Source organism: Acinetobacter amyesii, from assembly GCF_023499985.1.
Lineage (GTDB): Bacteria > Pseudomonadota > Gammaproteobacteria > Pseudomonadales > Moraxellaceae > Acinetobacter > Acinetobacter amyesii.
Genome location: NZ_JAMCOU010000013.1, coordinates 98091 through 113658 on the forward strand (window position 1 = coordinate 98091; position 15568 = coordinate 113658).

The 15568-nt window shown below is 40.0% G+C and carries 15 protein-coding genes and 1 pseudogene; 8 read left to right on the plus strand and 8 right to left on the minus strand.

All coding sequences use genetic code 11. From position 1 onward, the window contains the following. Positions 1–60: 60 nt before the first annotated feature. Positions 61–339, plus strand: coding sequence for a hypothetical protein (locus M5F03_RS01905; protein ID WP_249706190.1), 279 nt, complete (start codon positions 61–63; stop codon positions 337–339). A 213-nt stretch (positions 340–552) separates the two neighbouring features. On the opposite strand, the gene M5F03_RS01910 is transcribed toward M5F03_RS01905, so the two are convergent. Both M5F03_RS01910 and rpiA read right to left on the minus strand, forming a co-directional pair. Further along, positions 553–1230, minus strand: a complete 678-nt coding sequence (locus tag M5F03_RS01910; RefSeq protein WP_249706193.1) for a YgjP family zinc-dependent metalloprotease — start codon at positions 1228–1230, stop codon at positions 553–555. Positions 1231–1402: 172 nt separating this feature from the next. Next, a complete protein-coding gene (gene rpiA, locus M5F03_RS01915; protein WP_249706195.1) occupies positions 1403–2074 on the minus strand; it encodes a ribose-5-phosphate isomerase RpiA in 672 nt (223 codons plus the stop codon). Positions 2075–2181: 107 nt separating this feature from the next. Between rpiA and ilvA the strand changes: the two genes are divergently transcribed. The 4 genes from ilvA to M5F03_RS01935 all read left to right on the plus strand — a co-directional run bounded on the left by ilvA (position 2182) and on the right by M5F03_RS01935 (position 6539). Further along, positions 2182–3720 carry a threonine ammonia-lyase, biosynthetic gene (gene ilvA, locus M5F03_RS01920; protein ID WP_180004662.1) on the plus strand — a complete coding sequence of 513 codons (1539 nt, stop codon included), beginning with the start codon at positions 2182–2184 and terminating at the stop codon, positions 3718–3720. A 197-nt stretch (positions 3721–3917) separates the two neighbouring features. After that, entirely contained in the window at positions 3918–4298 is a 381-nt protein-coding gene (locus tag M5F03_RS01925; RefSeq protein WP_249706198.1) for a hypothetical protein, read from the plus strand. Between the two features lie 191 nt (positions 4299–4489). Beyond that, positions 4490–5149 (plus strand): potassium channel family protein, encoded by a 660-nt coding sequence (locus M5F03_RS01930; protein ID WP_078188649.1) that lies wholly within the window; start codon positions 4490–4492, stop codon positions 5147–5149. Positions 5150–5201: 52 nt separating this feature from the next. Beyond that, positions 5202–6539 (plus strand): TrkH family potassium uptake protein, encoded by a 1338-nt coding sequence (locus tag M5F03_RS01935; RefSeq protein ID WP_168378596.1) that lies wholly within the window; start codon positions 5202–5204, stop codon positions 6537–6539. A 64-nt stretch (positions 6540–6603) separates the two neighbouring features. Here M5F03_RS01935 and M5F03_RS01940 read toward each other — a convergent pair whose 3' ends face one another. The 4 genes and pseudogenes from M5F03_RS01940 to M5F03_RS01955 all read right to left on the minus strand — a co-directional run bounded on the left by M5F03_RS01940 (position 6604) and on the right by M5F03_RS01955 (position 12022). After that, on the minus strand, positions 6604–7761 hold the full coding sequence (locus M5F03_RS01940) for a phospholipase A (protein ID WP_180094543.1): 1158 nt from the start codon (positions 7759–7761) through the stop codon (positions 6604–6606). 18 nt (positions 7762–7779) lie between these two features. Then, the gene (locus M5F03_RS01945) at positions 7780–10719 is read right to left on the minus strand and encodes an insulinase family protein (RefSeq protein ID WP_249706200.1); all 2940 of its coding nucleotides are present in this window, start codon (positions 10717–10719) and stop codon (positions 7780–7782) included. A 141-nt stretch (positions 10720–10860) separates the two neighbouring features. After that, positions 10861–11478 (minus strand): annotated as a pseudogene (locus M5F03_RS01950) (COG4705 family protein); the annotation flags it as partial. 94 nt (positions 11479–11572) lie between these two features. Next, entirely contained in the window at positions 11573–12022 is a 450-nt protein-coding gene (locus M5F03_RS01955; RefSeq protein WP_078188654.1) for a GNAT family N-acetyltransferase, read from the minus strand. Between the two features lie 276 nt (positions 12023–12298). On the opposite strand from M5F03_RS01955, the gene M5F03_RS01960 reads away from it, so the two are divergent. Genes M5F03_RS01960 through M5F03_RS01970 form a run of 3 tightly spaced genes read left to right on the plus strand, consistent with a single transcriptional unit; the run spans position 12299 to position 14254 of the window. Next, entirely contained in the window at positions 12299–13303 is a 1005-nt protein-coding gene (locus M5F03_RS01960) for an adenosine kinase (protein WP_249706203.1), read from the plus strand. Continuing rightward, a complete protein-coding gene (locus tag M5F03_RS01965) occupies positions 13303–13629 on the plus strand; it encodes a Rieske (2Fe-2S) protein (RefSeq protein ID WP_078188656.1) in 327 nt (108 codons plus the stop codon). Before M5F03_RS01960 ends, M5F03_RS01965 begins: the two co-directional genes overlap by 1 nt. Positions 13630–13645: 16 nt before the next feature. Next, positions 13646–14254, plus strand: coding sequence for an OB-fold-containig protein (locus M5F03_RS01970; protein ID WP_249706213.1), 609 nt, complete (start codon positions 13646–13648; stop codon positions 14252–14254). Between the two features lie 98 nt (positions 14255–14352). Here the strand turns inward: M5F03_RS01970 and M5F03_RS01975 are convergent, their stop codons facing one another. Both M5F03_RS01975 and M5F03_RS01980 read right to left on the minus strand, forming a co-directional pair. Next, complete coding sequence (locus M5F03_RS01975) at positions 14353–14979, minus strand: YidB family protein (protein ID WP_111883715.1); 627 nt, start codon at positions 14977–14979, stop codon at positions 14353–14355. Positions 14980–15090: 111 nt separating this feature from the next. Then, a complete protein-coding gene (locus tag M5F03_RS01980) occupies positions 15091–15561 on the minus strand; it encodes a DUF6231 family protein (protein WP_249706215.1) in 471 nt (156 codons plus the stop codon). Between the last annotated feature and the right edge of the window lie 7 nt (positions 15562–15568).

The window sequence follows — 15568 nt, forward strand, 5'->3', positions numbered from 1 at the left end:
GACATATAAAGCTTCACTTTATAATGTTAGCTTATCTTCTGAATCCTATTAAGTCAGATCATGCATATAAATCCTGATCATTACCTATCCACAGCTCAAGGTCGTGTCTTCACTAAAGAAAGAAATATTCAAGCATGGCAATGCTGTTTTGACGCTTTTAAGCATGTATTAAAAACTAACCTAAAGGTTAAAGTCATTTATATATTGATCGGATGCCAAGGGGCTGGGAAATCAACTTGGGCCAAAAACCAAATATCCCGCGAACCTGAAAATATTATTTTTGATGCTATTTTAGTAAAGCAATCTGAACGTCTACCGATAATTGAGCAAGCTAAATAATTGGGTAAAAAATGCGTTGCTGTATGGTTTCAAATTCCGCTCGAAGTATGCATAAAAAGAAACGCTCAACGCCCTTCAGATGAAATAGTCGATCTGATGGCATTAACCAATGTTTATTACGCATTAGAACCGCCTACATACCAAGAAGGATTTGATTTAATTGACATAATATATTAAGAAATGCTTTAGTGTTTACAACTTAGTGCCTTTAATTCAGAGCACCCACCACCAAGGCATTGCCGTCATTTTTAGTATTTTTCGATGCTGCTGAAAATTTATATCATGCTTCTCCACCTCCTCCCAAAAATTCAGACTATGATCAAAGTGCTTAGTATGCGCTAACTCATGTACAGCTACATATCGTGCAATTTCCAATGGGAACAACACCAATCCACTATTCAGCATAATGTCATGCTTAGAAGAACAGCTGCCCCAGCGTGTTTTAGGCTGACGAATCGAGCACTCACCATATTTCAAGCCTGTTTCAATGCTCACTTGCTTTAAATAAATTGGTAAATACTCTTTGGCATAAGCAATCACAAAACTTTTTAAATATTGCTCAGGCTGTCGATCACTGATGAATAGTTGATGGCTTTCGTCATCCAAGATAAATGAATGTTTTTGCGTTTGATAAACAACCATTAACGGTTGTTCTAAATTAAATAACTTTAATTTTATTGGCAGACTTCGATCCTGAAGCCCTGCTTTTTCCTGCTGCTTCTGCCATGTCTCAATCATCCATTGTTCTGATTGTTTCAAAAAATCTTGAACTTGGCGCTGAGTACAAAACTGCGGAACCGTTAATTTGATTTGAGTTGGTTCTACACGGAGTCTTAGGCGTGTGGCACGTAATTTCCGAGTAATTTGAATTTCAGGAAGGTTTGGGGTCATTTATTCTATAATCTTATTATGAAACTTATAATTCCCTCTCCTTTCAGGAGAGGGTTAGGGAGAGGTTGATTAATTCCCTCATCCTAGCCTTCTCCCTGAGCCATATATGGCGCAAGAGAAGGAGATTTCAATATAAATTAAACTTTTGATAGGACTATATTGAATCAACAGATTAAACCGCAGTACGCTCTTCAATACCGTTATCAGTTGCTACAACAGCAATATCCGCTTTATTTAAAGCAAAGATACCGTTACACACTACACCAGGAATATCATTGATGGTTTTTTCAAGTTCCAACGCATTCAAAATATTTAGGTTATGAACATCTAAAATTACATTACCGTTATCAGTCACAACACCTTCACGGTAAACTGGGTCACCGCCTAAAGAAACGATTTTACGTGCCACAGCAGAACGTGCCATTGGAATCACTTCTACAGGAAGCGGAAATTCACGTGCCAACTGATCAACCCATTTAGAATCATCTACGATACAAACGAATTTTTTCGCAATAGACGCCACGATTTTTTCACGAGTCAACGCAGCGCCGCCGCCTTTAATCATGTGCATATGACGGTCAATTTCGTCAGCGCCATCTACATAGGCATCTAAACCGCCAACGTGGTTCATATCAACCACTTCAATGCCTAATTTTTTCAAACGTTGTGCAGTTGCTTCAGAACTCGCAACAGCAGCTTCGAGTTGAAGCTCTGGCAATAATTCGATGAGGAAGTTCACAGTACTTCCTGTACCAACACCCAAAATACCGCCCTTTGGCAAATGCTTTAACGCAGCTTTTGCAGCAGCTTGTTTCTTTTCATCTTGGGTTGCATACAGACTCATAACTTGGCTCAACTATTTTTTGACATTTGTTGCTGATTTTACAGCCCAAATGTACGGGTGTTTGTTACAATGAACGCTTATTTTAAACTGTTAGATGGAAAATTAACATGCTGTCTCGTTTGGTTCGACAAATATTACAGGCAACAGTCTATGACGTTGCAATCGAAACCCCACTCGAAGCAGCGCCACGAATTAGTGAAAAACTAAACAATAACATTCGCTTTAAGCGCGAAGATTTACAACCTGTCTTTTCTTTCAAGCTACGCGGTGCCTACAACCGTATTAGTCAATTACCGAAATCTCAGTTGGAACGTGGCGTTATTACTGCTTCTGCAGGTAACCATGCTCAAGGCGTGGCTTTATCTGGTAAAAAGTTAGGTATCCGCGCCATTATTGTTATGCCTAAAACCACACCAGACATTAAAGTACAAGCGGTTAAACGCTTAGGCGGTGAAGTAGTTCTGCATGGTGATTCTTTTGACGTAGCCAATAAATACGCAATCCAATGTGCAAAAGATGAAGGTATGACCTTTATTCCACCTTATGACGACGAACTCGTTATGGCCGGTCAAGGAACCATTGCCAACGAAATTTTGCGTCAATGGCGTGATGTGGACTATGTATTTGTTGCTGTAGGCGGTGGCGGTCTCATTGCCGGTGTAGCTGCTTATCTTGGTGATGTGGCACCGCATGTTAAAGTCATTCCTGTTGAATATGACGAATCAGCATGTTTAAAAGCAGCCTTTGAAGCTAATGAACGTGTCATTCTTCCATCTGTAGGTTTATTTGCCGACGGTACAGCAGTTGCACAAATTGGTGAAAAACCATTTGAAGTGATTCAGCTACAAAAATCAGATAACTCAGGCCCAATTGTTGAGCGTGAAGTTGTACTGGTAAATACAGATGAAATCTGTGCAGCCATTAAGGATACCTTTGATGAATGCCGTAGCATTGTTGAACCATCTGGTGCAATGGCGCTTGCAGGAATCAAGAAATATGTAGCTGAGCATGGTCTAGAAGGCAAAAATATGGTGTCGATTGTATGCGGCGCTAATATGAACTTTGACCGTCTGCGCTACATTGCAGAACGTACAGAACTCGGTGAACGCAAAGAAGCCATTTTTGCTGTGACCATTCCAGAAGAAAAAGGTTCTTTCCTTAAATTCTGCCGTGCACTACAAGGCCGTAACATCACTGAGTTTAACTACCGCGCAAGCTACTCAAGTGCCGCTCAAGTGTTTGTGGGTATTAGTCTCAAAAATGGCGAAAAAGAACGTCAGGAAATTTTTGAAACTTTGAAATTCCAATACGATGTAGACGATCTTTCAGACGATGAAGTGGCTAAACTCCATATCCGTTATTTAATTGGCGGTCATGCCGATATTGAAAATGAACGCCTATTCCGCGTGGAATTCCCCGAACGTCCGGGCGCATTACTGACTTTCTTAGAACGTCTAGGCCCAACGCATAACATCACCCTATTCCACTACCGTAATCACGGTGCTGCGGAAGGTCGTGTATTGGTGGGTATGGAAGCAACGGATGCGAAACAAAACCCAGATGGTTTGATTGAAACATTGGAAAATATTACCTATCCATATGTTGAGATTACAAATAACCTCGGTTATCAACGTTTCTTGAAATAAATAAAACTTTTATTCTAAAGCTGGGATCTAGGTTCCAGCTTTTTTATTTGCATCAATTCTTTTCTACATCAAAATAAATATATTCATCAATTTAAATCATCAACGCTGTCATTGTTGTTGTTAAATTCACCACACCCTATAATCCATTGAAAATAAAACAAAATGGATATTTAAAATTGAATTTTTATGCCTTATTTATGATCGCTATTGTGGGTTTAGGTGGATATTTTTATGCATATCCGGCTTATCAACTTAAGCAAGAGGAAGATAAGATTCGTCAAAGTATGAAACAAATTCAAAATCAGTCCCGTACGCAAAATCTAGAAAATATTTACGGATATACCGCGCAGGCTGAAATGCTGAATCAATATCCAAATTATATTGTATATATTCGCTTTGATGAGCTAAATGATCAAACCGCTCCCGAACCTGTTCAAGCCATCATCCGTGAATTTTCATGCGATGGCTTAAACCGTTTAAAGAACAATTCTGAGCTTGTTCGTAAAGCCACTCTAAATGTCATTAAAGAAGATCAACATCAATTTCAATATATTCCAAAAAATAAACTAGGCTATTAAATTTTTAAATATCAACAAGTTATGGATAATTCCCCCAATATTGCTGAACTTTATGCCTATCAAAACACTGAAGAAATTAAAAATTAGAGCTTTTCGGTTTAGATGGATTATGTAAATTTTCATAGCCGCTCTAGGCTGAACAAGCTAACATCAACATATTCAATAACTTTAGAATAATTTAGGAATACGGCATGGCTCAATTCGCTGTGATTGGCTTAGGAAGTTTTGGCGCAACTGTAGCCACAGAACTCATGGGTTTAAAACACGATGTCATTGGAATCGATAGCAACAAAAAGTTTGTTGAAAGTATTTCGGACCAACTGACCCATGCAGTGATTGCTGATGCAACAGATGAGCACGTTTTACAAGAACTCAATATTCAAAATTGTGAAGCCGTCGTAGTCGCAATTGGTGAAGATATTGAAGCCAGCATCTTATGTGTGCTCCATCTTAAAAACATGGGGATCAACAAAATTTGGGCCAAAGCCAAGTCCAAAGCGCATCACATGATTTTAACCCATTTAGGCATCAGCAAAATCATCCATCCTGAAGAAGATATGGGTGTCCGTGTTGCTCAGTCACTGAGTTATCCGATGGTGAGCCGCTACATGGTGCTCGAAGATGACCATTATTTGGTGAAAGTTGAAATTAAAGAATCACAACAAGGCACGCGTCTAAATCAAATAATGGATCATGTCCCTGAAGTGAAGACGATTCTGCATAAACGTGGCACCGAGCTTCAATATAGTTTAGATCCGAACCTGATTTTACAAACAGGCGATATTTTAGTGGTTGAAGGTTTACTCGAACATTTACGTCGACTGGCTAAACACTTTAAAGCAACTTTGTAATCAGCGTCGTGCTCCTTTTGCACACAATCGCGCAAGATGACAGTAGAAAAACATGAAACTGCACAATAAACAGCGTAATACCATTAATCTCAGCCCACCCAGTATTTTGGCATTGGGTTTTCTTGGGCTCATTATCATTGGCACCTTGCTGTTAAAACTCCCTTATTCACATCATGGGGATTTAAGTTGGATCAATGCCCTCTTTACAGCGACCTCTGCCGTGACCATTACAGGACTTTCAGTTGTGAATGTCGGCGAAGCCTATACGGTGTTTGGTAAAGTCGTGATTATGGGGTTACTACAATGCGGTGGTCTCGGTTTTATGACCTTTGCGATATTGGCCGCTATGAGTTTGTCCCCTAAAATTGGGCTAAAACAACAAATTATGGCTCAAGAAACCATTGGACAAACCAGCCTTGCCAAAGTGACCATGACCATCAAAGGCGTACTGCTGTATTCGCTATTTTTTGAAATGGTGGGAACGGTTATTTTGACCATCGCTTGGATGCAAGAATACAATTTTAACCAGGCCCTGTTCTATGCTGCCTTTTATAGTGTTTCAGCATTTAATAATGGTGGATTTTCATTATTTCCCAATAGTTTAATGAGCTTTGCTGACCGTTATTTCATTACGTTTACCATCAGTATGCTTTACATCATTGGGGGTATTGGCTTTTTGGTACTGATGGACATTAAGCGCAATAAAAGTTGGAAAAAACTCAGTACCAATAGCAAGTTGATTTTATCTACCATTGCAGGACTAAATGTCTTCGCCTTCATCACCATATGGTTATTAGAAGCCAATAATGCTGCGACCTTAGCCACGATGTCACTTGGTGACCAAGCCCTCAACGCGTGGTTCCATGCAACGGTTCCACGCTCTTCGGGTTTTAACAGCTTACCTATGGAAAGCATGAGCGATGCATCATCACTCGTAACGATGTTACTGATGTTTATTGGTGGTGGTTCTCTCAGTACAGCTGGTGGCATCAAAGTCGGGACGTTTATCATTGTTGTGCTCAGTGTAGTCAGTTTTTTAAGACGTGAAGATGAACTGCGTGTGTTTAACCACTCTGTTTCAGAAAAAACCACCTTTAAAGCATTAGCGGTGATTTTCATTACAGTAACGTTGATTTTCATTGGTTTTTTCAGTCTATTGCTACTCGAACCTGACAAACGCTTTTTAGACTTACTCTTTGAAGCAGTGTCCGCTGCCTGTACAGTAGGCCTATCTCGTGGCATTACCAGTGACTTACAACCCGCCAGTTTAGTCGCCCTGATGTTGTTGATGTTCGCAGGCCGTCTTGGCCCCTTAACACTGGCTTATCTGATTGCTACACCAAAGAAGAGTCGTTTAAAACACCCGCCTTCTGAGATCCAAATCGGTTGATTTATACATTTTCTCTCAGTCATAAAAAACCACGCCGTAGCGTGGTTTTTTTATTTGCGAATCTTTAGAACCAATTCATTAATGACACACCGACACCGACATAGGTTGCCCGATGGTTATAGTCAATCAGGCTTTCACCATAGCCATCAAACAATTGAACTGTGCCGCGCAATTTACCATTGATTGGGAAAGTCCAATCGAACTGCACAGCACCATGTGAATCATCACCACCTTTCAATGAATGACGTAACATCAAACTAAAGTCATGATCTTTATGACGATAAAATGCTGTTAAATCCCCACGTCCCACATAATCGGTAATATCTGGGTTGTTATCATCTTTGGTATCTTCTTCGAAACGATACCAAGGACGTAACATCAGTGCAAAATTGTCACGTTCAAATCCTAGATTTAACATGACACGGTTCCAACTCCGCGATAAGGGATCAGAACGCCCATTAGACTGATGGTTAAAAGTTAAGCCCAGCATACGCCAGTTCAAACCCAAGAGTTCATAGTTGGTACGAAAAACCAGACTGGCTTCAGGTTCATAGTTAGTTTCACGGAATGGTCGAGATTCATCTTCGTTGTAGACTTGCCAACGAGAAGACTGGGTATAGCCCAACCAGATATCACCATTATCACCAAATAAGTTTTCAACAGCTTTGGTTTTTAATGACAATTGGAACTTGGCTTCCATCGATTTCAGGTTTTGTTCCTGATCGGCTTGTACCGTGTTGTTTTCATTCGGGCTTGATGGACGTTCATTTTTATCTGAAGTCCAATATCCCGGCATTAAATACACAGGTTGATAGCCGCGAATATTCCACGTCCCTAATTTACTCTCTGGAGAAAGTTCCCAACGACTATCCAATAATGAAAGATTTGGATTGAGGTTCGGTGCTTCTACAGCAAATAAACGGTCCGTAAACGCATGACTGACTTTTTCTTTGAAAGTTAGCTTCTCTGTCGGTTCAGGCTTAATTTCTTGTGCGGCTTGACGCTCAGAAACCAACATTTCTTTTTCAGCAGGTTGCACTTTAAACAAAGCGTCATAACACGATAATCGCTCTGCATTTGACTCAAGTGCCACACATGCTTCAGCGGTAGCTGGTTTAACAGCCACATCCGCATTTTGTGCATTTACAGTACTGACATACATTGAACTGAGCGCAATGAGGCTCAGTTGCAATGTCGTACGCTCAAGAGATTTGAACGCCATAAAAACCCCTTTTTTGTTTTAATTCACTTGTTTTATTTCGAAACCAAGCTCAACCAAAGCATCTCGCTTAGCCACCGGTGCAACCACAGCTTTTGTCGGTTGTTGTTCAACCAAATACGCCACAGCAACACGTTTTAGATCTTCCAAAGTCACATTCAACAGACGTTCACGTAACATTTGACGGAAAGCTGGCGTGCGTTTATGCAATAAAGCATAACAAGCTGTAATGGCTTCACCCGCTGGTGACCCCGGTTTATCCATGCTGGCAATTAGACCCAAAATCGCTTCTTCTAGCTGATGAGGTTGTTGTTCAGCATTCAGTAGCCACTGCACACTTGCGTCAAAATCTTTAAACGTTTCAGCTAAACGTGGGTCACGGTAGCTATAGAAACGGAATGAACATGCATTGCCGTCATAGCTTGCACCACCACCATAAGCACCACCTTTTTCACGAATCGCGCTATGCAAGAAGCCATTACGCAAATAAGCCGCCAAAATCATTAAAGGTGCTGCATCAGGATGCGACACTTCCACCGCAGGATATGCTGAAGCGCAGAACTGAACATTGGCTTGAATGAGCCAAGCTTCGTCATTGTTGTTATCTGCAAAATTCACTTGAGTTAAAGCATGTGGGTTATCATCAATCGCCACTTTATCCCAAATGGTTTGAACTTCCTCAACCAATCGGTCTGAATGATGTTCTTCACACACCACCAAGAATTGTTTTGGTGCTTTAAGCAAAAGGTTGTGAATTAACTTAAGCTCATCAATCAAGGCATTATAAGCCGTGTCGTCTTGCTCAATTTTGCTGACAAGTTCTGACAACCAGTTCAGCGCGCCTAGGCCTGTATTATGATAATCACGTAACGCCAATGCACTATGTTGACGACCTGCAATTTGCATTGCATAGCTATGACCAGAGCCAGAAACACGTGAATGCCAACGTGCTTTACGTTGTTGCAATAACTCTACGATACGGTTTTTCTCATCAAAACGTAGCTGTTCAAAAGCCAATTTCAATAAGCGAATTGCTTCAAGATTATTCACCAATGATTTAGTGGTCAACGTTAGCCAAGCACTAATTTGACCTTTATCGTCCACTTTTGAACGCAGGGATGCACCCATACCTAAACCGCCACTCACAGCTGTTTGCAACTGTTGTAGCTCTAAGTAGTCGTATTCACCTGCACCAACTTCACCCATCAAAATCGACAAGAGGTTGAAATACGGCGATTGCACCACTTCATCAGGAATCTGAATCAAAACTTGTTGGTAATAAAGACCATTGGTGCCTGCGTGGTAAAGATTTAACGGTGTATCTAATCCATTACTGATAATTTCGCGTAATTGACCTTGTACAATCTGTAATTGTGCAGGAACGTCTTCTAAACCTACTTTAGGCAATAGGTTTAAATCATCTGGGGTATCTTGACGAATGTTCAGTGCTTCAGTCTGCGCAATAATCTCTGCTTTTTGCGCTTCAGTTAAGTTCGCAACAATTTCTTTTAAACGTGCTTTTTCTGCTGCCGCTTCCAACGCATTTTTTTCAGCATCTGGAACCAAAGTTAATTGCACACGATGTTGATTATCAAGCAAGTAAGTTTTGATTAAGTTAGATAACCACATTGGGTCTTTCAACTCTTCCTTCACTTGTTCAATGGCCGTATCCACATCCCAGACATCCACAGGGTCTGAATGGTGAATCGCACTGCTTAAACCATTCAGAATTAAGCTTAGGCCATATGGTGTACCATCACCATTGATTTCACGCTGATGCAATTCAATTTGATGCAAAATCGCCTCAACTAAAGCCGGGTCAACAGGCTTAGCCGCAACGTCTTCTAATACTTTAAACACGCCATTTTTAAATTGTTCTGCATGCTCAGGGTTTGAACCTTGAATTGCACAGTAGAACGTCATTTCATAGTTTGAGTCATCTACGCCCATGAATGGACCAGTAGACTGTGCATAACCACAGGTTTCTAAGTAATGACGTAATGGCGAAGCAGAATCTTCAAGCAATACCCCCTCAACCAAACGCATACCTAAACGTAATTTAATATTACTTGCTTCAGGCAATAACCAAGAAAGCACATGATATGTTTTGTCTTTGAGGTCTTCAGCATCAACTGCATACGTTTCAGTTACAGTTACAGGCGCAGTTAAGCGGCGCTCAGGTTTTGAATATAGCGTTTGACCTTTTTCAAATTTTGACAAAGCAAGCGTTTCAAACTGTTCTTGTAAATTATATGCAGGCTCATTACCAAAGGTCATGAACACGGCATTACTTGGGTGATAATGTGATTTGTAGAAACTTACTAACTCTTCATAGCTTAAGTCAGGAATGTCTTTCGGATCACCGCCTGAGTTGTAATGATAAGTTGTTTCTGGGAATAAATGATGGGCAAGTTGGTGATACAACTGATCTGAAGGTGAACTCATTGCACCTTTCATTTCATTAAATACCACGCCTTTATATACCGCTTCGCCATTTTCTAGCTCAATACGAATCCCTTCTTGCGCAAAATCAAGCGGGTTCAAATTCGCAGCAAAAGCAGCATCCATATAAACTTCTAACAAGTTTTGGAAATCTTTTTTGTTTTGCGTTGCAAATGGATAAGCCGTCCAATCCGCTGCGGTAAACGCATTCATAAACGTATTGAGGGAACGACGAATCATTAAAAAGAATGGGTCACGTACAGGGAACTTTTCTGAGCCACAAAGTGCTGTATGCTCAAGAATATGCGCCTCACCTTTTGAATCCATCGGCTGCGTACGGAAGGCAACTAAAAATACGTTTTCGTCATGGTTTGTGGCTAAGTGATAATGCACTGCGCCAGTCACTTTGTGTTTATATTCAGACACTAAAATGTCTAAAGCTTCAACATGATGTTGACGAATCAACTGAAACGCGGGATGTACAGTTTGAGAAATGGTTTCAGTGACATCTACAGTCATGTGTGCTCCTAATCTATTCATTTAAATTAGGCAAAGTATACCTTAAAAAATCACAACTAGATTCACCGAAACAACATTTCCAACTGTTTTAATCAACTTGAACTTTAATTTTAAAAATCACTTGTTTTCGCACTAAAACATTTAGACTGGTTTTATGGATTGCCTATCATTTCGTGTTGACCAATAGACACAAATCACAATCGCCAACAACAATACAAAAGAAGCCATAAAGCGACTTAGATCCAATCCACCTGAACTGATTGGCTTGTCTAAAAAATCACCAACAACAGCGCCCAATGGACGTGTCAAAACAAAAGTAGCCCAAAATAAAATCGTCTTTGAGACCCGACTAAAAAAGTACAACAATGCCATCAATAGAATTAAACCACCAAATAGCCAAATGCCACCGCTATAGCCTAATCCTGCACTATCGGAAGTCCAGTCCCCCAAAGCCGTACCTAATGTTTGAGAAAATGTAATCGTCAACCAATAAAAGATCTGTGTTCGCGGCAAATTCACTACACTTGGATTGATCGATCCTTCGACTCGATACCAACTAAAAAGCGATATGAGCACCAAACTCAGCAACAGCAAACTACCACCCAAGTAGCCAATCCCTAAAGAACGATCTACAAAATCCGCTAAAGTCGTACCGACCGTGGTACTGGCAATAATCGTGGCCCAATATAAATAAGGTTTATAGGCTTTGGACTTTATTTGAAAATACAGCAAACTGATAAATATGCCTGCGAAAATAAAATAAGGCGCTCTTTTTTAGAATTATCACAAGAAAAAAGCACCCGATATCGGATGCTTGATTTATAGTGTTTACTGTCTATTTTTGGATTGAAAACTAAACCAGATATTTGAAATAATTATAATTTGGATGGCTTTCAACATAGACATAATTCTGTTTTTGATAGAATTTTGCAGCATTTTTAAGTTCTGTATTTAAGCATAGTGCAGAAAAGTGTTTTTTTGCACCCTTTTCCAATTCCACCAATAGCTGCTTACCCACGCCATGCTGACGGTACTGCGGATGCACATAGAAACGGCGAACTCGTCCAATCCGTTCTTCTACACCAGTATCACCCCATTGCTGATTTAAACCGCCACAAGCAATCAATTTATCGCCATCATAAGCAAGCAATAATTGCTCACCCGTTTGGTCAAAACGATTTTTACCACTTTGATATTCTTCAATTAAACGGTGTATAAATGTATAGCCTTCATGCTGCGCCAAAGCAGCAATATTTTCGATTTGAGCAGGAAGTTGCTCTGCTGGACGAATCGTAATTTCCATATATTCACACTTTTAATCTGTTATCTATTTATGATGACCAAATCATCTTGATTCAGTCTGAACACCTTATAGCTCTATAAAAGTAAAATTTTTCGATTTGCACAATAGCAAAGCTGATTAAAACGGCAACTAATTCAAAAAAAATGTAAAAATATAATGGATTTGCCCGATTTTTATACACACCTGTCCTTTAATTGAATTTTCTTCAACAAACTACAGCAATCCTGAGCATTCGTGTAAACTAAGCACTTTCATTTTTTGATGTGATTATACAACATGGCAACTGTTGACCTTTTTGCAATTGGTAATGCACTTATTGACCAAGAATTTAAAGTCTCTGACGAATTCCTAATTCAACACAATCTGCAAAAAGGTACGATGCAACTGACTGATGGTGATACTCAAGCAGCCCTTTATAACAATCTAAAAGCGACTCAAGAATATAAAGGTCAAGCTTCTGGTGGTTCTGCAGCAAATACAACGGTTGCTTTTAGTGCTTTAGGCGGAACTGCATTTTATGGTTGTCGTGTCGGCAATGATGACTTAGGTCAAATTTACCTAAATGGTTTAAACGACGCAGGTATCCAAACTGCAACTCAATCAATCAGTGAAGGTGTAACCGGCACATGTATGGTATTGGTCAGCCCTGATTCTGAACGTACGATGCATACTTACCTCGGTATTACTGCTGAATTAACTGATAGCCAAATTGATTTTGGCAGCTTAAATACTGCGAAATGGTTATATATCGAAGGTTATCTTTCAACATCAGATAGCGCGCGTCTTGCGGTAAAACAAGCACGTCAAATCGCCAAAGCCAATGGTGTACAAATTGCATTGACCTTATCTGATCCAGCAATGGTGCAATATGCACGTCAAGGTCTAGATGAGTTACTCGATGATGGCGTGGACTTATTGTTCTGTAATGAACAAGAAGCGCTGATGTACACAGAAACAGATCATTTAGATGCTGCACTTGCTAAATTGCAATCACTAGGCAAACACATTGTCATTACATTAAGTGCCAAAGGCGCCTTAATCCATAATGAAGCAGCAACATTTACCGTGCCAGGTCGTAAAGTTACCGCAGTAGATACCAATGGTGCAGGTGATGCATTTGCTGGTGCTTTCCTATATGCACTGAATGCAGGTCATGACTATCAAACGGCTGCTGAACTTGCCATCTTGATTTCAAGTGAAGTTGTGGCTCAGTTTGGTCCACGCCTAGCAGTTGAAGACTATGCTCAACTTTTACAATCATTTCAAAAGGAATGTGCTTAATGTTTAAAATTTGCATGACGGATGATGTGCCAGAACGTGAAGCACGATCATTCGAAACGCCTGAAGGTGAAACGATTTTTATCACCCAACGTGATGGCATGTTTTACGCTTATCAAAATAACTGCCCACACTTGCACGTAGAACTTGAGTTTCTAGAAAATCAGTTTCTAGATCGTGACCAAGAATTTATTGAGTGCTCAACACATGGCGCCCTGTTTATGGTCGAATCTGGGGAATGTATTTCTGGTCCATGCCAGGGTCAAGCCCTTGAAAAAGTGAACATTAACGTGCATTCTGATGGTGGAATCTACCTCACAGAAGAATAAACACTGGAATACAACCATGTCCGCATTTTTAACAGACTATAACTTAATACCTTTTCATTTAAGTTTATTAGCCGTACTGTTATTGGGCATGGTTGAAACCATTGGCTACTATATCAATATTAGTCCTAGCCAAGTTTTAAAAAGAATTGCCCCTCAGCGCATACAAGAATTGGCATTATTGAATGTCAAATTTTCCAAGACTCTGATTTTGTTCTTCTTACTGATGAATTTTAGCTTTGCAGGCTATGTACTTCAGTTTTGCATCCATGCCAAAGAAGGTCAATTCGTTCCCGCTTATTATCTGATTTTACCTGCGTTGATTATTGCCATATTCTTTACGGTATTTATGATTCATTGTTTGGATCAGGTTGTCCCACCCAAATATAAAAAACATACCGTTAACCTACTGGGTCGTCTAGCCACCATTTCAAGTGGAAATGCCCGTCCCGGTTTTTCAGCTCAAGCGCGGGTGCGTGATGAGTTTGGTCAACTACATTATGTGCAAGTTGAGCCAGAATTTGGTGAGTTAGAGTTTCAGTCGAAAATCATTTTGATTCGTCAAAAAAAATCACACTATATTGGCAAAAAAATCAGTGTGTCGAACCGTCTATTTAATCCATCCTAGTGACAATCTAAGCGTCACATTGTTATCATTTTTCAAATCATAAAAAAGCCAGTGTTCACTGGCTTGTATTCAATCAAATACCTAAATCGATATTTTGATTAACGCTTCAGGAAACCTGAGACCAAATTCATCACTTGTTGAATATCAGCATTCGCTTCTTGCTGATTGGTTTGTCCAGCTTGTGGCGTCAATGAGTCAATAATTTGCGGCAATACCCTTGAAATTGCGCTATATACATCTTGTTTCTGAGTTTGTGTTTCTTGTGCAACTTGCTCCACTTCGGCATCATCAAATAAATTTTGTACTTGTTGATTAGTCACAGCAGCATTATCACCAGGGCCTGTAGATACCCAATCATCAACCTGACTGCTCAAGCCCTGTCCACGTAATTTATCCAAAGCACCTTGTAGGCCACCTTGTTTTTGAATCCAAGCCAGCACCAGAGGTAACACTGCTACTAAAATGGTTGATGCATTACCACCGCTACTACGTTGCTGCGGCTGCGCTGCACCACCCAGTTGGCCCAACACAGAGCCTAAAATTCCACCCAAACCACCCGCTTGGTTTTGAGCATTGGTTTGGTTATTTTGAGTGCCTGCATTTGCGCCCAATTGACCCAGCACCGAACCTAAAATACCACCCAGACCACCTTGTTGATTTTGATTGTTTGCACCACCAAGGGCCTGCTTTGCTAAAATCTCAACAATATTATTTAAATTTGTCATTTTATTTTTCCCAGTGAAACCTAGATAAATTCATTACAGCATACGTGGGAAAACACAGATTTATCATAAATGTTTGTTAATTTTTGCAATTTCTCGCAGGCTAAGTATTTGTTACCAACGGAATTTATCCCAGTTTTCAGGATTTGCCCAAAATTTAGAGTTAAACCAATCTGGAATGTGTTTATAAGTCAAAATATTAAACTGCCATAAAGCAAAATCACTTTCATGCGTGGTTTTATCAATGAGCTGAGTAAAGCCTAAAGCACGTAATAATTGTTCATCGTGTAATTTACTCACCACTACGATGCGTTTGGCAAATAGGTCACGCAATTTTACCAATATCTGAGTTTTCTGCTGCTGATCCAAACTCAACATCGTTTCAGTATCAAGAATCACAAATCCAAGGTCAAAACGCTGGGTAAAAGGCAGATTTAAAAACTCAGTTACGTTAAAATGTTGCCATTGAATTGGATGAAATTGATTGTATTGCTCAAGATCCTGACCAATACAGATTGCGGTTGAAATGGACTGCTCTTTTGACAAATCGTCTAGCATAGAAGTGATGACATTTTGTTCAGCCATTGACCGC